Origin of the sequence: Massilia sp. TS11, from assembly GCF_022012445.1 — a bacterium.
In the GTDB taxonomy this organism is placed as follows: domain Bacteria; phylum Pseudomonadota; class Gammaproteobacteria; order Burkholderiales; family Burkholderiaceae_D; genus Telluria.
Map to the genome: position 1 here is coordinate 107121 of NZ_JAKLTS010000006.1, position 17099 is coordinate 124219.

Genomic DNA, 17099 nt, shown 5'->3' on the forward strand with positions numbered 1-17099 from the left:
ATCTTACATGAATTCATGGCCATTGACGCGGCTGGCGGCGCATGTGATGCTTGCCAGCTTATTCACATCTGGAGACCCCATGCGCATCGTATATGCATTGCTGCTGGCCGCCGCGGCCAGCCTGGCCCAGGCGGCCGGCCCGACCCCGGAACAGGACGCCATGCTCAAGCGCCTGACCCCGGACGCGCTGCGCGGCCACCTGTCCTTCCTCGCCTCCGATCTGCTCGAAGGGCGCGCCACGCCCTCGCGCGGGCAGGAGCTGGCGGCCGAATACATCGCCGCCCAGTTCCGCCGCTTCGGCCTGGAGCCGGTCGGCGACGACGGCTACTTCCAGACCGCGACCTGGGGTTACGGCAAGCGCGACATGAAGGACTTCACGCTCAGCTTCACGGTCGGCGGCCAGACCCTGCAGGTGCCGGCGGCGGCCGTCAGCCTGGAAGGGGCGGCCGCATTCAGTACGGACGGCGCCGACGTGGTGCGCATCAGCACGCCCGACGCCCAGATCGCGCCCGGCAGCCTGGATGGCAAGGTGGTCGTGGTCGACCTGCCGGCCGACCTGTCCGACGCCGCCCGCACGGCGGCCCGGCGCGCGCTCGGCACGGCCATGCGCACCGCCCGTCCGCTGCTGCGCCTGGCCTTCGACCGCAAGAATCCGAATGGCGACGGCGGCCAGGCCGCGGTGCTGGTCGATCCCGAGGAGCGCCACGCCAATGGCGGTCCGGTGCCGACCGTGGTGCTGCATGCGCGCGCCGTGATCGACGCGATTGCCGCCGCCAGCGGCCCGGTGCGCATGAGTGTGCGCATCCCCGGCCCCGAGCTGAAACCCGTCAAGCTGCGCAATGTGATCGGGGTGCTGCGCGGCAGCGACCCGCAGCTGCGCGACACCTATGTGATGCTGACCGCCCACTATGACCATCTGGGCCTGGTCAATGGCAAGCTGCACCGCGGCGCCAACGACGACGCCAGCGGCACCGCCGCCATGATGGAAGTGGCCGGCGCCCTGGCCAGCCTGCCGCAGCGGCCGCGCCGCAGTATCGCCTTCATGGCCGTGTTCGGCGAGGAGCTGGGCCTCAAGGGCTCGCAGTACTATGGCCGCCATCCGGTGCTGCCGCTGGCGCGCACGGTGGCCGACATCAATCTCGAACAGCTGGGCCGCACGGACGACAGCGAAGGTCCGCAGGTGAACCGGGTGGCGATGACCGGCTTTGACTTCTCCGACCTCGGCCCGATCCTGCAGGAAGCCGGCAAGGCCACCGGGATCGAGGTGTTCAAGCATCCGGTCAATAGCGACCGCTATTTCGCGTTTTCCGACAATCAGGCCCTGGCCGATGTCGGGGTGCCGGCTCACACGCTGAGCGTCGCCTATGAGTTCCCGGACTATCACGGTCCGGCCGACGACTGGCAGAAGATCGATTACGAAAACATGGCGCGGGTCAGCCGCATGGTGGCGCTGGGCATGCTGACCCTGGCCAACCAGACTCAGGCGCCGCAATGGAATGCCGCCAATCCGAAAGCCGCGCGCTACCGCGAGGCAGCGCGCAAGCTGGTGCAGCCTTAAGCTGTGATCAGACCGGCTGGTCGAGGAAGAAGTAGATGAAGTCTTCGTTACCAGCCGTCAGCGCCGCGTGCAGGGTCGCGCGGTTGGCCGCCACCACATGCTTGGGCGGCAGGGTCGGCGTGGCCGGCACCTCGGACGGGTCCGGGGTCAGGCCGATGCTGGCCAGGGTGCCGAGCGGATCGGCGCTCAGCTGGTCGCGGAAGGCGTCGTCGGTGGCGAGCTTGTCGAGCAGGGTCTCGATTGCGGGCAGATTGTGCGGAGTAGCCAAGATGAAAACTTTCTAAAAAGTTAAACGGAATGCCCATCCTAGGGTATTGTTCAATTTCTTGCAATCTTGTTTAAGCCATGTTGCTACGCCGCTGCGCCATCCTGTTTCTTGAACCGCGCGAGGACCTGCGCTTTGCCCTGGCCAGCCTTCTGCGTGGCGGCAGCGCGCTGGCCGCCAGCGTGCAGACCCTGGCCCACGCGCCCCACCTGGAGGCGCCCTGTCCGGTGGACGAGGCCGCGTGCGCCGTGCTGCGCACGCTCGGGCCCAGCCTGTGGCAGGAGCATGCGGCGCTGGCGGCCCAGCATGGCGCCGCCTGTCTCGACGCACTGCTGGAGCAGGGCCTGCTGATCAGCGACGCGCCCGCGCACGCCGCCTGGCGCGCGCGCGACGAGGCCGTGCGCGCGGCCCATTGGCGGCCGCTGGCGGCCCTGCTGCATCAGGACAGCCGCTGGCGCGACCGCGAGGGCGAGAACGGCAAGCGCTTTCCCACCTTTGCCCATCTGGTCGAACGCTTCGGCAGTCCGCCCCCGGCCTGCAGCGAGTATCCGCAGGCGCCCCAGCTGGCGCTGCCGGCGCCGCTGCCCGGGCCGCTCGACGGGGTGCTCGGCGCGCGCTACACGGGGCGCAATTTCGATCCGCAGGCGCGGCTCGATCTGGCCACCGTGGCGCGCCTGCTGCAGCGCAGTTTCGGCGCCCAGCGCGTGCACCCGCTCGGCGCCACGGCCGCCGTGCTGAAAAAGACCAGCCCCTCGGGCGGCGGCCTGCATCCGATCGAAGCCTATCTGCTGGCCCTGCGCGTGGATGGTCTGGCGCCCGGCTTCTACCACTACCATCCGGTGCGCCATACGTTGGCCGCGCTGGGGGCGCCGGCCGATCCGGCCGCGTTTGCCCTCACGGCCGTGGCTGGCCAGGACTGGTTTGCCCAGGCGCCGCTGCTGGTGTTCCTGGTCGGGCGGGTGGCGCGCAGCTTCTGGAAGTACCGCAACCACCCGAAGGCCTACCGCGTGCTGCAGCTCGACGCTGGCCACCTCGGCCAGAGCTTCGCCCTGCTGGCGGCCGAAGCCGGGCTGCCGGCCTTCATCACGGCCGGCATCAACGAAGCGAATATCGAAGACGCGCTCGGGCTCGACGGACGCGGCCAGATCGTGCTGGCCGCGCTTGGCTGCGGCGCGCCGGCCGCCAGCATCACGATGCCGGAACTGCGCTGAGCGCGGCGATCCCGTCCAGCACTTCGTCGAGCGCCGCTTCGAGTTCGCCAAGCGCGGCCAGCATCGGCGCGCGCGCCGTGCCGGCCAGGGCGTGCTCGAGCGCGATCGCGGCCGCGTGCACGCGCTGGGCCGCCAGATTCCCGGATGAACCCTTGAGCGTGTGCGTGAGGTCGCGCGCGCGTCCCAGATCATCGTCGAGCAGGGCGGCGCGGATGCGCTCCGGGGTCGGTCCGAACTGGGTGGCGAACAGGCCGAGCAGCTTGCGCAGCAGGGCTTCGCGGCCGTCCAGCACGGCCAGGGCGGCGGCCACATCGATGCCGGGCAGCGCGGGCAGGCTGGTCGCGGGTGCGGCCGGCGCCGGCGCGGCCGGGGCGTCCTCCCACTGCAGGCCCAGACAGCTGGCCAGGGTGCGGAACAGCAGCGCCGGTTCGAGCGGCTTGGTGACGAAGTCGTTCATGCCCTGGGCCAGGCAGCGTTCGCGGTAGCCGGCGATCGCGTGGGCCGTCATGGCGATCACCGGCAGGCGCGCCAGCGCCGGATTGGCGCGGATCGCGGCCGTGGTCTGGTAGCCGTCCATGCCGGCCATCTGGATGTCCATCAGCACCGCGTCCACGCTCTCGCTCTGCAGATGCTGGAGCGCTTCGGCGCCGCTGTCGGCCGTCAGGCAGGCCACGCCGGCCTGGCGCAGCACGGCGCAGGCCACTTCGAGATTGATGCGGTTGTCGTCGACCACCAGCACGCGGCGCCCGGCCAGCACCGAGGACAGCGCGGCCGGGGCCGGCGTGGTCGGCACCGGACTGGCGGCCTCGCCGCGCAGCGCCGCCACCACGGTCGACAGCAGCAGCTCCGGATGGACCGGCTTGTCGAGGAAGCGCTGCACACCGGCCGCCAGCGCCGCCTGGACGATGCCTTCGCGCGCATAGGCGCTGACCATGATCACCGGCGGCTCGGCGCTGCCGCGCGCGCGCAGGGCCTGGGCCGTGGCCACGCCGTCGAGCCCCGGCATTTTCCAGTCGAGCAGCACCAGATCGGCCGGGGCGGCGGCCAGCGCGTCCAGCGCCTCCTGGCCGGACGCGGCCAGACGCACGGCGAAACCGAAGCCGCTCAGTTGCTGGCCCAGCACCTGGCGCGCCTCCGGACTGTCGTCGACCACCAGCAGCTGGCGGCCGAGCAGGGCCTCGGGCGCGCGCCCGATCCCTTCGCCATTGGCCACCGGCAGGGTCAGCGTGAAGTGGAAGCGGCTGCCGCGCCCGGGCGCGCTGTCGAGCGTGATCTGGCCGCCCATGCGCTGCACCAGCTGCTGCGAAATCGCCAGCCCGAGCCCGGTGCCGCCGTACAGGCGGGTGGTCGAATCGTCGGCCTGGGAGAAGGCCTGGAACAGGCGCGCCTGTTGCTCGGGGCTGATGCCGATGCCGGAATCGTCGACCGTGAAGCTCAGGTGCACCTGATTCTCGGCCGCGCTCTGGCATTGCACGCTCAGCATCACATAGCCGCTGGCCGTGAATTTGATGGCATTGCCGACCAGGTTGATCAGAATCTGCGACAGGCGCAGCGGATCGCCGACCACGCGGCGCGGCACGTCGGGGGCGACGTTCAGGATCAGCTCGAGGCCCTTGTCGGTGGCTGCCGCGCCGAACAGGTCGCCGAGCTGGGCGGCCAGCTCGCGCGGCGCGAACGGCTGCGCCTCGAGGGTCAGCTTGCCTGACTCGATCTTGGAGAAGTCGAGCAGGTCATTGATGATCGCCAGCAGGCTGCGTCCGGCATTGCCGATCTTGCTGAAATAGTCGAGCGTCTGGGGCGACTGCGCCAGGTGGATGCCGAGGCCGGCAAAGCCGATGATGGCATTCATCGGGGTGCGGATCTCGTGGCTGATATTGGCCAGGAAGGCGCTCTTGGCGCGCGTGGCCGCCTCGGCCTGGACGCGCGCGCGCTCGAGCTCGCGCGCCGCCTGCATCTTCTGGAAGGCCGAGACGAAGTGCTCCTTCAGGTCGCTCATCAGGGCGAGGTCGGCGCGCGCGAAGGCCTGCTGGCCGTCGTTCTCGAACACCAGATAGCCGGCCACCCGGTTGGCGCTGCGGATGCGCAGGGTCAGGCGCTGCCAGCGTCCGTGTTCCTGGAACAGGGTGTCGGCCGCCAGCACGCTGGCGCTGGTGGCCAGCCGCGCCTCGGTCTCGGCGGCCGACAGCGGTAGCCAGTGCGGGGCCGGGCCCTGGCGCGACCAGCCGGCGTGCAGGCTGTATTGCTCCTGGGCCGGATCGCGCACCAGCACCAGCGTGCGCTCGACCCCGGCCAGGCCGCGCGCCTGCTCCAGCATGGCCTGCAGCAGGCTGTCGAAATCGGGCTGCTCATTGATCGACTTGACGATCGCATTCAGGCGCTCGAGGTGGCGCGTGCGTTCGCGCACCAGGGCCTCGAGGCGGGCCCGCTCGCGCGCATGGATGCGCATGCGCCCGTGCCAGGCCAGGGCCAGCAGGGCGCCGGCCAGCAGCAGGGCCAGCGCATAGGCCCACCATTGCTGGTACCAGGCGCGCTCGGCGCGCAGCGCCAGGTTCAGGGTCTGGTCCAGCCACTGGCCGTCGCGTCCGCGCGCGCGGATCTGCAGCTGGTAGTCGCCGGCCGGCAGGCTGGTGAAGACGGCATGGCGCTCGCTCGGATCGACCTCGGTCCAGGCGTCCTGGTAGCCGGTCAGGCGCCAGGCATAGCGCAGGGCCTCGGGCGCCGCATAGTCGAGCGCGGCAAATTCGATCTGCAGATCGCGCGTACCGGGCGCTACGCTCAGTAGACCGCGCGCCAGCAGGCCGGCCGGCGCCAGCTGCTGGCCGGCGCGCCGCACCTGGGTCAGCACCAGCGGCGGCTGCCAGTGGCGCGGGCGCAGCTGCTCGGGCCGGAAGGCCAGCAACCCGCCCTGGCCGCCGAACCACAGCTCGCCGTCGCGGCTGACATTGGCGCGGTCGAAGCGTTCCAGCGTCAGGCCGTCCTTCTGGCCGATATTGCGTACGCTGAGCTTGTCCGGATCGATGCGGCTCAGGCCCTGGCTGTGGGCGGCCCAGATCTGGCCGCTGGCGTCGACGGTCAGGCCATTGATGTCGGGGACCGGCAGGCCCTCGGCCGGGCCGAGCCGGCGGATCGTGTCGCTGCGCGGATCGAGCACGGCCAGGCCGGCCCCATAGGTCGAGATCCACAGGCGGCCCTGGTGGTCGCGCGCCAGGCTGGCCACCAGGCCGCCGCCCAGGCCCTTGCTCTGGCCCGGCTGATACGGATACTGGCGCACCGCGCCGCTGGCCAGCTCGATCCGGTTCAGGCCGTTGCGGGTGCCGGCCCACAGCGTGCCGCCGGGCGCCAGCAGCAGGGCTTCGACGCGGCCGTCGGTCAGGCCGGCCGGGCCGGGGCCGAAGCTGCGCAGGCGCCCGCTGGCGAAGTCCAGGCCCAGCACGCCATCGAAGCTGCCGATCCACAGCTGCTGGCGGTCGGCCACCAGGCGGCTGATGCGCGGCATCGGATTGGCCGCCTGCAGCGGCACCGCGCGCAGGCCGCGGCCATCGCGCCCGACCCGGTACAGGCCGAGCTGGGTGCCGAGCCAGACGGCGCCGTCGGGCCCTTCGGCCAGGTCGAAGATCACGCGCGGCGGCAATTGGCCGGGGCCGTCGCCGGTGCGCAGGATGGCGCGCCGCTGGCCGTCCGCGCTGATCACGTCGATGCCGCTGTCGGCCAGCGCCACCCACAGGCTGCCGTCGCTGTGTTCGAGCGTGGCGGTGACATTGGCCTCGGGCGCGTCGACCCCGCCGAACACGGTATACAGAGCGCGCGTGTCCGGATCGTGGCGGTCGAGCCCGCGTTCATTGGCGACCCACAGCAGGCCGCTGCGGTCGCGCAGCACGGCGGCCGCGCGGTCGTGCCCGAGGCTGGGGCCGATCAGGGCATTGTGGCGCAGCAGGCGCAGGGCGCCGCTGGCCGGCTCGAACTCGGCCACCCCGGCGCCATAGGTGGCGGCCCACCAGCGGCCCGGGCTGGCCTCGCTCAGCGACAGCACCATCGCGCGCGCCAGCTGGGCGCCGGCGCCGCGCGTGAACAGCTCGGCCGTGCCGCGCTCCAGATTGACCACCCCGAGCCCGCTCTTGCGCGTGCCGAAGCCGACCCGGCCGGCGCTGTCGATCAGCAGGCTCATCACCGCGTCGGGCGGCTGCGCGCGCCCGTTCGTGTCGACCAGGGGCAGGGCGCGCAGCTGGCCGTCGGGGTTGCGCAGCAGCAGACCGCTAGCGCCGCCGATCCACAGCCGGCCCTGGGCGTCGACCGCCAGCGCGCGCACGCCGCCGGCCGGCAAATCGGGCACGGGGGTGACGCGCCCGTCCGCCGCTAAATAGTCAAGTCCGGCCGCGCTGCCGACCCACAGGCCGCCCTGGTGGTCGCTGGCCAGGGCCGTGATCCCCGTGTGGCTGAGCCCGGCCGGGCCGGCCGGATAGCGCAGGAAGCGGTCTTCCTCGGGCAGATAGCGGGCCAGCCCGCCCGAGGTGGTGCCGATCCACAGCCGGCCCTGGGGATCGGTGTGCAGCACCTGGATGAAATTGCCGGGCAGCGAGTGCGGATCGGCCGGATCATGCAGGTAACTGCGCACCCGGTAGCCGTCCCAGCGCGCCAGCCCGCCCTGGGTGCCGGCCCAGACGAAGCCGGCGCCATCCTGGGCCAGACACATGATGATCGGGTTCGGCCAACCGCGCTCGGGGCCGAGGTGGGCGAAGCGCGGCCCGGTCAGGGCCTCCCAGCGCGGGCTCGCGGCCGGCGCCATGCCCAGCCAACCCAGCAACAAGAGCGCGCCCAGCGCCCGCACCCAGCCTCGTCCCATGCGTGTCCCAATTCTTTAGAGCAACTTACAAATCATACAAGTGTTTCCTGCCTTTGTGCACGACATACCCCACAAAAACCTGTTGCGTCAAGGTTTTTTTCGGGCTATACTTGTGGGCTTCGGTGTCAATTCGTCCTTTGAGAATTGACGCGTTTGTTAGTAGTTAAACATCAGCCCCGCCCAATCGTAGGTGGGAATGGAGAAAAAATGAGCCTTGGCCTCCTCGGTCGCAAGGTTGGCATGATGCGTATCTTCACGGATGACGGCGATTCGATCCCCGTCACCGTGCTGGACGTGTCGGACAACCGTGTTGCGCAAATCAAAACCCCTGAAGCGGATGGTTATACCGCTGTTCAGGTTGCCTTCGGCAAGCGTCGCGCCACCCGCGTGAACAAAGCTGCTGCTGGTCACTTCGCGAAAGCTGGCGTCGAAGCCGGTACCTTTCTGAAGGAATTCACGATCGACGCCGCCAAAGCGGCTGAACTGAAAGCCGGCGACAAGATCGCTGTCTCGCTGTTCGAAGTCGGTCAAAAAGTCGACGTGCAAGGCGTGTCGATCGGTAAGGGTTACGCCGGTACCATCAAGCGTTACAACTTCTCGTCCGGTCGTGCCACCCACGGTAACTCCCGTTCGCACAATGTTCCTGGTTCCATCGGTATGGCGCAGGATCCGGGCCGCGTGTTCCCGGGCAAGCGCATGACCGGTCACATGGGTGACGTCAAGGTCACCGTGCAGAACCTCGAAATCGCCCGTATCGATGCTGATCGCCAGCTGCTGCTGGTCAAGGGTGCCGTTCCCGGCGCCAAGAACGGTCAAGTCATCGTGTCGCCGGCCGTCAAAGTCAAAGCGAAGGGGGCTTAATAGATGGAACTGAAGCTTCTGAATGAACAAGGTCAGGCAGGCGCTGCCGTGGCCGCTGCCGACACTGTGTTCGGCCGTGACTACAACGAAGCCCTGATTCACCAGATCGTGGTCGCCTACGCTGCCAACGCCCGCTCGGGTAACCGCAAGCAGAAAGACCGCGAAGAAGTCAAGCACACCACGAAGAAACCGTGGCGTCAAAAGGGCACCGGTCGTGCCCGTGCCGGTATGTCGTCCTCGCCGCTGTGGCGTGGGGGCGGCCGTATTTTCCCGAATACGCCGGATGAGAACTTCACCCACAAGGTCAACAAGAAGATGTATCGCGCAGGTATCTGCTCGATCCTGTCCCAGCTGGTCCGCGAAGACCGCCTGAGCGTGATCGAAGACCTGTCGATCGACGCCCCGAAGACCAAGCTGCTGTCGCAAAAGCTGCAGAACATGGGTCTGGATTCGGTGCTGGTGATCACCGACAACGTCAACGAGAATCTGGAACTGGCGTCGCGCAATCTGCCGCACGTCCTGGTCGTCGAGCCCAAGCACGCCGATCCGATGTCCCTGGTCTACTACAAGAAGATCCTCGTGACCAAGCCGGCCCTGGCCAAACTTGAGGAGATGTTCGCATGAGCGCGATCAAACATAGCGAAGAGCGCCTGATGAAGGTGCTGCTGGCCCCGGTGATTTCCGAGAAGGCCACCATGGTCGCCGAACAGCGCGAACAGATCATGTTCAAAGTGCTGCCGGACGCCACCAAGCCCGAGATCAAGGCCGCCGTCGAGCTGCTGTTCAAGGTCGAAGTGGAATCGGTGCAAACCGTCAACCGCGAAGGTAAAGTCAAGCGTTCGGGCCGTTTCGTCGGCCGTCGCAACCACACCAAGCGTGCCTACGTGTGCCTGAAACCCGGCCAAGAGATCAACTTTGTCGAGGAGGCTAAATAATGGCACTCGTTAAGATGAAACCGACTTCGCCGGGCCGTCGTGGCGTGGTGAAAGTGGTCAACCCGGACCTGTACAAGGGCCGTCCGCTGGCTGCTCTGGTCGAAAAGAAATCGAAAACTGCTGGCCGTAACAACAACGGTCACATCACCACCCGCCACATCGGCGGTGGTCACAAGCACCACTACCGCGTGGTCGACTTCAAGCGCAACAAGGACGGCATCCCGGCCAAGGTCGAGCGCATCGAGTACGACCCGAACCGCACGGCCCACATCGCCCTGCTGTGCTACGCCGACGGCGAGCGCACCTACATCATCGCCCCCAAAGGCGTGCAAGTCGGTGACACGCTGATGAACGGCGCGGAAGCCGCGATCAAGGCCGGTAACTGCCTGCCCATCCGCAATATTCCGGTCGGTACCACGATGCACTGCGTCGAAATGCTGCCGGGTAAAGGCGCCCAGATGGCCCGTACCGCCGGCGCCGGCGTCGTGCTGATGGCCCGTGAAGGCACCTACGCCCAGGTCCGCCTGCGTTCCGGCGAAGTGCGCCGCGTGCACATCGAGTGCCGCGCCACCGTCGGCGAAGTCGGCAACGGCGAGCACAATCTGCGCAAGATCGGTAAAGCCGGTGCCATGCGTTGGCGCGGCGTGCGTCCGACCGTGCGTGGTGTGGTCATGAACCCGATCGACCACCCGCACGGTGGTGGTGAGGGTCGTACGGCAGCGGGTCGTCACCCGGTGTCGCCGTGGGGTCAGCAGACGAAGGGTAAGAAGACGCGTTCGAACAAGCGCACGTCTTCGATGATCGTCTCGCGCCGTGGTAAGAAATAAGGGGTAGAGAATGACTCGTTCGTTGAAAAAAGGGCCGTTCTGTGACGCCCACCTGGTGAAGAAAGTCGAAGCCGCGCAAGCGTCGAAAGACAAAAAGCCCATCAAGACCTGGTCGCGCCGCTCGACGATCATGCCGGACTTCATCGGCCTGACCATCGCTGTGCACAATGGCAAGACCCACGTGCCCGTCTACGTGTCGGAAAACATGGTCGGTCACAAGCTCGGCGAATTCGCGCTGACCCGTACCTTCAAGGGCCACGCAGCTGACAAGAAGGCGAAGAAATAATGGAAACCAAAGCTATCCTCAAAGGTGTCCGCCTGTCGGACCAAAAAGGCCGCCTGGTTGCTGACATGATCCGTGGCAAGAAAGTCGACGCCGCGCTGAACATCCTGACGTTCAGCCCGAAAAAAGGCGCCGGCATCATCAAGAAAGTGCTGGAGTCCGCCATTGCGAACGCCGAGCACAATGATGGCGCCGACATCGACGAGCTGAAAGTGACCTCGATCTACGTCGAAAAGGGCCCGATCCTGAAGCGCTTCACGGCACGTGCCAAAGGCCGCGGTGATCGTATTTCGAAACAATCCTGTCACATCTACGTGACTGTCGGTAACTAAGGAGCGACGATGGGACAGAAGATTCATCCGACCGGTTTCCGCCTTGCGGTGACCCGTAACTGGGCTTCGCGCTGGTATGCAGGCAATAACTTTGCCGACATGCTCAACGAAGACCTGAAAGCCCGCGCTTTCCTGAAGAAGAAGCTGAAGAACGCCTCCGTCGGCCGCATCGTCATCGAGCGTCCGGCCAAGAACGCGCGCTTCACGATCTTCTCGAGCCGTCCGGGCGTCGTGATCGGCAAGAAGGGCGAAGACATCGAAGTGCTGAAGTCGGCCCTGACCAAGATCATGGGCGTGCCCGTGCACGTGAACATCGAAGAAATCCGCAAGCCGGAAATCGATGCCCAACTGATCGCCGATTCGATCTCGCAGCAGCTCGAAAAGCGCATCATGTTCCGCCGCGCCATGAAGCGCGCCATGCAGAACGCCATGCGCCTGGGCGCGGTCGGCATCAAGATCATGTCGTCGGGTCGTCTGAACGGCATCGAGATCGCCCGTACCGAGTGGTATCGCGAAGGCCGTGTGCCCCTGCACACCCTGCGCGCCGATATCGACTACGGCACCAGCGAAGCCTCGACCACCTACGGCATCATCGGTGTGAAGGTCTGGGTCTACAAGGGTGACCGTTCGGCCACCGGCGAAGCCCCGGTGATCGACACCCCGGCTGACGAGAAGAAACCGCGCGGCCCGCGTCGCGACGACGGCAAACCGGGTGCCCGCCCGCGTAGCGCCAAGCCGGCCGGTGCCCCTGGCGCCGCCCGCGTGCGCGCTCCCAAGGCCGGCGCTGAGAAAGCAGGAGAATAAACATGCTGCAACCCGCACGCAGGAAGTATCGTAAAGAGCAGAAAGGCCGCAACACCGGCATTTCGCACGAGACCGGCACCGCCGTGTCCTTCGGCGAATTCGGTCTGAAGGCCGTGGCCCGTGGCCGGATCACGGCCCGCCAGATCGAAGCGGCGCGTCGTGCCATGACCCGTCACATCAAACGTGGCGGCCGGATCTGGATCCGTGTGTTCCCGGACAAGCCGATCTCGAACAAGCCGGCCGAAGTCCGTATGGGTAACGGTAAAGGTAACCCCGAGTACTACGTGGCAGAAATCCGCCCCGGTAAAGTCCTCTATGAAATGGACGGTGTGGCCGAAGAGCTGGCTCGTGAAGCCTTCCGCCTGGCTGCCGCCAAACTGCCCCTGGCCACGACCTTCGTCGTGCGTCAAGTGGGCGCTTGATAGGAGTTAATAATGAAAGCAACGGAACTCCGCGGCAAGGACCAGGACGCCCTGCAGAAAGAACTGAACGAGCTGCTCAAAGCCCAGTTCGGTCTGCGCATGCAGGTGGCGACCCAGCAGCTGGGCAACACCGCCCAGCTGAAGAAGGTGCGCCGCGACATCGCACGCGTGAAAACGGTTATGAATGAGAAAGGTGCCAAATGAACGATACGACCAAGCTCAAGCGTACGCTGATCGGCAAGGTGGTGTCCGACAAAATGGACAAGACCGTTACCGTTCTGATCGAGCGTCACGTCAAGCACCCCCTGTACGGCAAGATCATCGTGCGCTCGAATAAGTACCACGCGCACGACGAAGCCAACCAGTGCAAGGAAGGTGATGTCGTCGAGATCACGGAAGGCCGTCCGATCTCGAAGACCAAGGCCTGGACCGTCACCAAAGTGGTGCAAACCGCCCAGACGATCTAAGCTGGACAGGCAGGAAGGCGGGCTTTCGGGCCCGCAGCAAAAAAGTTGTTGCAAGCCCGCTGGTGTTGTGTAATACTAGCGGGCTTCGTGCATCAGTGTTGTCACATTGATGCCTCGTCAAGATTTTTAGGTAAGTCCATCACCCAATCGCTCGCTCCAGCAGGCGCGGGCCGGCGGGACCAAGACTGACCGCAGGCCCACCCCGGTGGTGGATTCTTCGGCTTAAGTTGGGAAAGAGAAAACTATGATTCAAACTGAAAGCCGGCTCGAAGTGGCCGACAACACCGGTGCCAAGGAAGTCATGTGCATCAAGGTGTTGGGTGGCTCCAAGCGCCGTTACGCTGCCATTGGCGACGTGATCAAAGTCACCGTGAAGGTGGCTGCCCCCCGTGGCCGCGTCAAAAAAGGTGAAATTTACAACGCCGTGGTGGTTCGTACCGCCAAAGGTGTGCGCCGCCAGGATGGCTCGCTCGTCAAGTTCGACGGCAATGCCGCCGTGCTGCTGAATAATAAACTGGAGCCGATCGGCACCCGTATCTTTGGACCGGTCACGCGCGAACTGCGCGGCGAAAAGTTCATGAAGATCGTGTCCCTGGCTCCGGAAGTCCTGTAAGGAGTCGCAATGGATAAGATTCGCAAAGGCGACGACGTGATCGTCCTGACCGGCAAAGACAAAGGCAAGCGCGGTACCGTGCTGGCCCGTGCCGATGAAACCCATGTCCTCGTGGAAGGTGTGAATGTGGCCAAGAAGGCCCAGAAGCCGAACCCGATGACCGGCGCCACTGGCGGTATCGTCGACAAGACCATGCCGATCCACCAGTCCAACGTCGCTCTGTTCAATGCCGCTACCGGCAAAGCTGACCGCGTCGGCTTCAAGGTCGTGGACGGTAAGAAAGTTCGCGTGTTCAAGTCGAACGGCGAAGTCGTGAAGGCGTAAGATCATGGCCCGTCTCCAACAACTGTACAAAGAAAAAATCGCCAAGGACCTGACCGAGAAATTCGGCTACAAGTCCGTGATGGAAGTGCCGCGTCTGACCAAGATCACCCTGAACATGGGTCTGTCGGAAGCCGTGGCTGACAAGAAAATCATCGAGCACGCTGTGGGCGATCTGACCAAGATCGCCGGCCAGAAGCCGGTGGTGACCAAGGCCCGTAAAGCTATCGCCGGTTTCAAGATCCGCGAAGGCTATCCGATCGGCTGCATGGTGACCCTGCGCGGCGCCCGTATGTACGAATTCCTCGATCGTCTGATCACCGTGGCCCTGCCGCGCGTGCGTGACTTCCGCGGTGTGAACGGCCGTGCCTTCGATGGCCGCGGCAACTACAACATCGGCGTGAAAGAGCAGATCATCTTCCCGGAAATCGAGTACGACAAGATCGACGCCCTGCGTGGTATGAACATCTCGATCACCACGACCGCCAAGACCGACGACGAGGCCAAAGCCCTGCTCGCCGCCTTCAAATTCCCGTTCAGGAACTAAGCAGATCATGGCAAAACTCGCACTGATTAACCGTGAACAGAAGCGTGCCGACCTGGTGGCCAAGTTTGCCGCCAAGCGCGCCGCCCTGAAAGCCATCATCGACGACCAGTCGAAGTCGGACGAAGAGCGTTACGAAGCCCGCCTGAAACTGCAGGCCCTGCCGCGTAACTCGGCCCCGACCCGCCAGCGCAACCGCTGCCAGGTGACCGGTCGCCCCCGTGGCACTTTCCGCAAATTCGGCCTGGGTCGTATCAAGCTCCGTGAATTCGCCATGAAGGGCGAAATCCCGGGTCTGACCAAAGCCAGCTGGTAATAGGAGAACAAGCAATGAGTATGAGCGATCCTATCGCCGATATGCTGACCCGTATCCGCAACGCCCAGGGCGTGCAGAAAACGTCGGTCGCCATGCCGTCCTCGAAAGTCAAGGTGGCCATCGCCGCCGTGCTCAAAGACGAAGGCTATATCGAAGATTACGCCGTCACCGAAGCCGGTGGCAAAGCCGAACTCAAAATCGGCCTGAAGTACTACACGGGCCGTCCCGTGATCGAGCGCCTCGAGCGCGTGTCCCGTCCGGGCCTGCGCATCTACAAGGGCAAAGATGAGATCCCGACCGTGATGAACGGCCTGGGTGTGGCCATCGTGTCGACGCCGAAGGGCGTGATGACCGATCGCAAAGCACGCGCTACCGGCGTCGGTGGCGAAGTGATTTGCTACGTGGCGTAAGGAGAAAGAACAATGTCGCGTGTAGCTAAGATGCCGATCGCCGTGCCTGCCGGCACCGATGTGGCGCTGAATGCCAGCTCGATCACCGTCAAGGGCCCGCTCGGTTCGCTGAGCCTGCCGCTGAACGGCCTGGTCAAGATTGACAATACCAATAACACCCTGAGCTTCGACGTGGTCGACGACTCGCGTGAATCGAACGCGATGTCGGGCACCGTGCGCGCGCTGGTGGCCAATATGGTCAACGGCGTGACCAAGGGTTTCGAGAAGAAGCTGTCGCTGGTCGGCGTGGGCTACAAAGCCCAGGCCCAGGGTGACAAGCTGAACCTCTCGCTCGGTTTCTCGCACCCGGTCGTGCACCAGATGCCGGAAGGCGTCAAGTGCGCCACCCCGAGCCCGACCGAAATCGTGATTTCGGGTATCGACAAGCAGAAGGTCGGTCAGACCGCTGCCGAAGTGCGTGCTTACCGCGCTCCTGAGCCGTATAAGGGCAAGGGCGTCCGTTATGCGGACGAAGTGGTGAAGCTCAAAGAAACCAAGAAGAAATAATAGGGGCTGACCATGGACAAGAAAGCATCGCGTCTGCGTCGTGGGCGTCAAACCCGCATCAAGATTGCAGAACTGAAAGTCAATCGCCTGTCGGTGCATCGCACCAACCTGCACATTTACGCCAACCTGATCAGCCCGGACGCCAAAGTGCTGGTGTCGGCTTCGACCCTCGAGGCCGAAGTGCGCGCCGAGCTGGCTGGCCAGTCGGGCAAGGGCGGCAACGTTGCCGCCGCTGCCCTGGTCGGCAAGCGTGTGGCCGAGAAGGCACTGAAAGCTGGGATCACCGAAGTGGCTTTCGACCGCTCGGGCTTCCGTTACCACGGTCGCGTCAAGGCGCTGGCAGATGCCGCGCGTGAAGCCGGCCTGAAGTTCTAAGGAATATTCGTCATGGCAAAAATGCAAGCAAAAATGCAAGGCGACAAGCCGGATGATGGCATGCGCGAAAAAATGATCTCGATCAACCGCGTGACCAAAGTGGTCAAGGGTGGTCGGATCATGGGTTTCGCCGCCCTGACCGTGGTTGGTGACGGCGATGGCCGCATCGGCATGGGCAAAGGCAAGTCGAAGGAAGTGCCGGTCGGTGTGCAGAAGGCAATGGAAGAAGCCCGCCGCAACCTGATCAAGGTGCCGCTCAAGAACGGTACCCTGGTGCACTCGGTGGAAGGCCGTCACGGTGCCTCGCGCGTCATGATGAGCCCGGCCAAGCCCGGTACCGGTGTGATCGCAGGTGGCGCCATGCGCGCTATCTTCGAAGTGATGGGCGTGACCGACGTGGTCGCCAAGTCGACCGGTTCGTCCAATCCCTACAACCTGGTGCGCGCCACGCTGAACGGCCTGAGCAAACTGAGCACCCCGGCCGACATCGCCGCCAAGCGCGGTAAGACGGTCGAAGAGATTCTGGGCTAAGGAGCAATCATGTCGAAGACTGTGAAAGTACAACTGGTCAAAGGCCTGATCGGCACCCGCGAAGACCACCGCGCCACCGTGCGCGGCCTGGGCCTGCGTCGTGTCAATTCCGTGCGCGAACTTGAAGACACGCCCGCTGTGCGCGGCATGATCAACAAGGTCCGCTACCTGGTCAAAGTTGTGGGCTAAGCCCTCGGAGAATTTCAATGGAACTCAATACCATTCAACCCGCAGCCGGCGCCAAGCACGCCAAGCGCCGCGTTGGCCGTGGCATCGGTTCCGGTCTGGGTAAAACCGCCGGCCGTGGTCACAAGGGTCAAAAATCGCGCTCGGGCGGCTTCCACAAGGTCGGTTTCGAAGGCGGTCAGATGCCGCTGCAGCGCCGTCTGCCCAAGCGTGGCTTCAAATCCCTGAACGCCACCTTCAAGGCTGAAGTGCGTCTGTCTGAGCTCAACGCCATCGCCGTGACCGACATCGACCTGATCGTCCTGAAACAGGCCGGCGTGCTGCCGGTGCTGGCTCGCGACGTGCGCGTCATCCTGTCCGGTGAGATCACCAAGGCCGTCAATCTGAAGGGCCTGAAAGTGACCGCCGGTGCCAAGGCTGCGATCGAAGCAGCCGGTGGTTCGGTTGCCTAA

24 protein-coding genes are annotated in these 17099 nt (G+C 65.3%); 22 read left to right on the top strand and 2 right to left on the bottom strand.

The genetic code is table 11. The features are described from left to right. Window positions 1-79 precede the first annotated feature (79 nt). Window positions 80-1558 (top strand): M28 family metallopeptidase, encoded by a 1479-nt coding sequence (locus LZ005_RS10965; protein ID WP_237808088.1) that lies wholly within the window; start codon window positions 80-82, stop codon window positions 1556-1558. A gap of 7 nt (window positions 1559-1565) precedes the next feature. On the opposite strand, the gene LZ005_RS10970 is transcribed toward LZ005_RS10965, so the two are convergent. Further along, complete coding sequence (locus tag LZ005_RS10970; RefSeq protein ID WP_237808089.1) at window positions 1566-1826, bottom strand: NHLP-related RiPP peptide; 261 nt, start codon at window positions 1824-1826, stop codon at window positions 1566-1568. Between the two features lie 77 nt (window positions 1827-1903). On the opposite strand from LZ005_RS10970, the gene LZ005_RS10975 reads away from it, so the two are divergent. Beyond that, entirely contained in the window at window positions 1904-3034 is a 1131-nt protein-coding gene (locus LZ005_RS10975) for a putative peptide maturation dehydrogenase (protein ID WP_237808090.1), read from the top strand. Here LZ005_RS10975 and LZ005_RS10980 read toward each other — a convergent pair. After that, window positions 3012-7874, bottom strand: coding sequence for a hybrid sensor histidine kinase/response regulator (locus LZ005_RS10980; protein ID WP_237808091.1), 4863 nt, complete (start codon window positions 7872-7874; stop codon window positions 3012-3014). The two genes, LZ005_RS10975 and LZ005_RS10980, sit on opposite strands and share 23 nt — an antisense overlap. 207 nt (window positions 7875-8081) lie before the next feature. On the opposite strand from LZ005_RS10980, the gene rplC reads away from it, so the two are divergent. The 20 genes from rplC (at window position 8082) to rplO (ending at window position 17099) form a co-directional block, all read left to right on the top strand. Then, window positions 8082-8735, top strand: a complete 654-nt coding sequence (gene rplC / locus LZ005_RS10985) for a 50S ribosomal protein L3 (protein WP_237808092.1) — start codon at window positions 8082-8084, stop codon at window positions 8733-8735. Window positions 8736-8738: 3 nt separating this feature from the next. Next, window positions 8739-9359, top strand: coding sequence for a 50S ribosomal protein L4 (gene rplD, locus LZ005_RS10990; protein WP_237808093.1), 621 nt, complete (start codon window positions 8739-8741; stop codon window positions 9357-9359). Next, window positions 9356-9670 carry a 50S ribosomal protein L23 gene (gene rplW, locus LZ005_RS10995; RefSeq protein WP_237808094.1) on the top strand — a complete coding sequence of 105 codons (315 nt, stop codon included), beginning with the start codon at window positions 9356-9358 and terminating at the stop codon, window positions 9668-9670. The genes rplD and rplW overlap by 4 nt, the downstream gene beginning before the upstream one ends. Continuing rightward, window positions 9670-10497: a 50S ribosomal protein L2 gene (gene rplB / locus LZ005_RS11000; protein ID WP_237808095.1), complete on the top strand. Its 828-nt coding sequence runs from the start codon at window positions 9670-9672 to the stop codon at window positions 10495-10497. Before rplW ends, rplB begins: the two co-directional genes overlap by 1 nt. A gap of 10 nt (window positions 10498-10507) precedes the next feature. Next, a complete protein-coding gene (gene rpsS, locus LZ005_RS11005) occupies window positions 10508-10783 on the top strand; it encodes a 30S ribosomal protein S19 (RefSeq protein WP_237808096.1) in 276 nt (91 codons plus the stop codon). Then, complete coding sequence (gene rplV / locus LZ005_RS11010; protein WP_237808313.1) at window positions 10780-11112, top strand: 50S ribosomal protein L22; 333 nt, start codon at window positions 10780-10782, stop codon at window positions 11110-11112. Before rpsS ends, rplV begins: the two co-directional genes overlap by 4 nt. Window positions 11113-11121: 9 nt before the next feature. Next, window positions 11122-11916, top strand: a complete 795-nt coding sequence (rpsC, locus tag LZ005_RS11015; RefSeq protein ID WP_237808097.1) for a 30S ribosomal protein S3 — start codon at window positions 11122-11124, stop codon at window positions 11914-11916. A 2-nt stretch (window positions 11917-11918) separates the two neighbouring features. Continuing rightward, window positions 11919-12338 carry a 50S ribosomal protein L16 gene (gene rplP / locus LZ005_RS11020; RefSeq protein ID WP_237808098.1) on the top strand — a complete coding sequence of 140 codons (420 nt, stop codon included), beginning with the start codon at window positions 11919-11921 and terminating at the stop codon, window positions 12336-12338. A 12-nt stretch (window positions 12339-12350) separates the two neighbouring features. After that, the gene (rpmC, locus tag LZ005_RS11025; protein WP_237808099.1) at window positions 12351-12542 is read left to right on the top strand and encodes a 50S ribosomal protein L29; all 192 of its coding nucleotides are present in this window, start codon (window positions 12351-12353) and stop codon (window positions 12540-12542) included. Continuing rightward, window positions 12539-12805: a 30S ribosomal protein S17 gene (rpsQ, locus tag LZ005_RS11030; RefSeq protein ID WP_237808100.1), complete on the top strand. Its 267-nt coding sequence runs from the start codon at window positions 12539-12541 to the stop codon at window positions 12803-12805. The genes rpmC and rpsQ overlap by 4 nt, the downstream gene beginning before the upstream one ends. Before the next feature lie 244 nt (window positions 12806-13049). Then, entirely contained in the window at window positions 13050-13418 is a 369-nt protein-coding gene (gene rplN / locus LZ005_RS11035) for a 50S ribosomal protein L14 (protein WP_237808101.1), read from the top strand. Window positions 13419-13427: 9 nt separating this feature from the next. Beyond that, entirely contained in the window at window positions 13428-13742 is a 315-nt protein-coding gene (gene rplX, locus LZ005_RS11040) for a 50S ribosomal protein L24 (RefSeq protein ID WP_237808102.1), read from the top strand. Window positions 13743-13746: 4 nt separating this feature from the next. Further along, entirely contained in the window at window positions 13747-14286 is a 540-nt protein-coding gene (gene rplE / locus LZ005_RS11045) for a 50S ribosomal protein L5 (protein ID WP_237808103.1), read from the top strand. Between the two features lie 7 nt (window positions 14287-14293). Continuing rightward, window positions 14294-14599 carry a 30S ribosomal protein S14 gene (rpsN, locus tag LZ005_RS11050; RefSeq protein WP_237808104.1) on the top strand — a complete coding sequence of 102 codons (306 nt, stop codon included), beginning with the start codon at window positions 14294-14296 and terminating at the stop codon, window positions 14597-14599. A 14-nt stretch (window positions 14600-14613) separates the two neighbouring features. Next, window positions 14614-15009: a 30S ribosomal protein S8 gene (rpsH, locus tag LZ005_RS11055; protein ID WP_237808105.1), complete on the top strand. Its 396-nt coding sequence runs from the start codon at window positions 14614-14616 to the stop codon at window positions 15007-15009. 12 nt (window positions 15010-15021) lie between these two features. Beyond that, on the top strand, window positions 15022-15555 hold the full coding sequence (rplF, locus tag LZ005_RS11060) for a 50S ribosomal protein L6 (RefSeq protein WP_237808106.1): 534 nt from the start codon (window positions 15022-15024) through the stop codon (window positions 15553-15555). Window positions 15556-15567: 12 nt separating this feature from the next. Continuing rightward, a complete protein-coding gene (gene rplR, locus LZ005_RS11065; protein WP_237808107.1) occupies window positions 15568-15930 on the top strand; it encodes a 50S ribosomal protein L18 in 363 nt (120 codons plus the stop codon). Between the two features lie 12 nt (window positions 15931-15942). Then, on the top strand, window positions 15943-16461 hold the full coding sequence (rpsE, locus tag LZ005_RS11070; protein ID WP_237808108.1) for a 30S ribosomal protein S5: 519 nt from the start codon (window positions 15943-15945) through the stop codon (window positions 16459-16461). Window positions 16462-16470: 9 nt separating this feature from the next. After that, window positions 16471-16650: a 50S ribosomal protein L30 gene (rpmD, locus tag LZ005_RS11075; protein ID WP_237808109.1), complete on the top strand. Its 180-nt coding sequence runs from the start codon at window positions 16471-16473 to the stop codon at window positions 16648-16650. A 17-nt stretch (window positions 16651-16667) separates the two neighbouring features. Further along, on the top strand, window positions 16668-17099 hold the full coding sequence (gene rplO, locus LZ005_RS11080; protein ID WP_237808110.1) for a 50S ribosomal protein L15: 432 nt from the start codon (window positions 16668-16670) through the stop codon (window positions 17097-17099).

Bases quoted from the DNA above. Each gene is read 5' to 3' on its own strand.
- LZ005_RS10965 (WP_237808088.1), top strand. From the start codon at position 80: ATGCGCATCGTATATGCATTGCTGCTGGCCGCCGCGGCCAGCCTGGCC.
- LZ005_RS10975 (WP_237808090.1), top strand. From the start codon at position 1,904: ATGTTGCTACGCCGCTGCGCCATCCTGTTTCTTGAACCGCGCGAGGAC.
- LZ005_RS10980 (WP_237808091.1), bottom strand. From the start codon at position 7,874: ATGGGACGAGGCTGGGTGCGGGCGCTGGGCGCGCTCTTGTTGCTGGGT.
- rplC (WP_237808092.1), top strand. From the start codon at position 8,082: ATGAGCCTTGGCCTCCTCGGTCGCAAGGTTGGCATGATGCGTATCTTC.
- rplD (WP_237808093.1), top strand. From the start codon at position 8,739: ATGGAACTGAAGCTTCTGAATGAACAAGGTCAGGCAGGCGCTGCCGTG.
- rplW (WP_237808094.1), top strand. From the start codon at position 9,356: ATGAGCGCGATCAAACATAGCGAAGAGCGCCTGATGAAGGTGCTGCTG.
- rplB (WP_237808095.1), top strand. From the start codon at position 9,670: ATGGCACTCGTTAAGATGAAACCGACTTCGCCGGGCCGTCGTGGCGTG.
- rpsS (WP_237808096.1), top strand. From the start codon at position 10,508: ATGACTCGTTCGTTGAAAAAAGGGCCGTTCTGTGACGCCCACCTGGTG.
- rpsC (WP_237808097.1), top strand. From the start codon at position 11,122: ATGGGACAGAAGATTCATCCGACCGGTTTCCGCCTTGCGGTGACCCGT.
- rplP (WP_237808098.1), top strand. From the start codon at position 11,919: ATGCTGCAACCCGCACGCAGGAAGTATCGTAAAGAGCAGAAAGGCCGC.
- rpmC (WP_237808099.1), top strand. From the start codon at position 12,351: ATGAAAGCAACGGAACTCCGCGGCAAGGACCAGGACGCCCTGCAGAAA.
- rpsQ (WP_237808100.1), top strand. From the start codon at position 12,539: ATGAACGATACGACCAAGCTCAAGCGTACGCTGATCGGCAAGGTGGTG.
- rplN (WP_237808101.1), top strand. From the start codon at position 13,050: ATGATTCAAACTGAAAGCCGGCTCGAAGTGGCCGACAACACCGGTGCC.
- rplX (WP_237808102.1), top strand. From the start codon at position 13,428: ATGGATAAGATTCGCAAAGGCGACGACGTGATCGTCCTGACCGGCAAA.
- rplE (WP_237808103.1), top strand. From the start codon at position 13,747: ATGGCCCGTCTCCAACAACTGTACAAAGAAAAAATCGCCAAGGACCTG.
- rpsN (WP_237808104.1), top strand. From the start codon at position 14,294: ATGGCAAAACTCGCACTGATTAACCGTGAACAGAAGCGTGCCGACCTG.
- rpsH (WP_237808105.1), top strand. From the start codon at position 14,614: ATGAGTATGAGCGATCCTATCGCCGATATGCTGACCCGTATCCGCAAC.
- rplF (WP_237808106.1), top strand. From the start codon at position 15,022: ATGTCGCGTGTAGCTAAGATGCCGATCGCCGTGCCTGCCGGCACCGAT.
- rplR (WP_237808107.1), top strand. From the start codon at position 15,568: ATGGACAAGAAAGCATCGCGTCTGCGTCGTGGGCGTCAAACCCGCATC.
- rpsE (WP_237808108.1), top strand. From the start codon at position 15,943: ATGGCAAAAATGCAAGCAAAAATGCAAGGCGACAAGCCGGATGATGGC.
- rpmD (WP_237808109.1), top strand. From the start codon at position 16,471: ATGTCGAAGACTGTGAAAGTACAACTGGTCAAAGGCCTGATCGGCACC.
- rplO (WP_237808110.1), top strand. From the start codon at position 16,668: ATGGAACTCAATACCATTCAACCCGCAGCCGGCGCCAAGCACGCCAAG.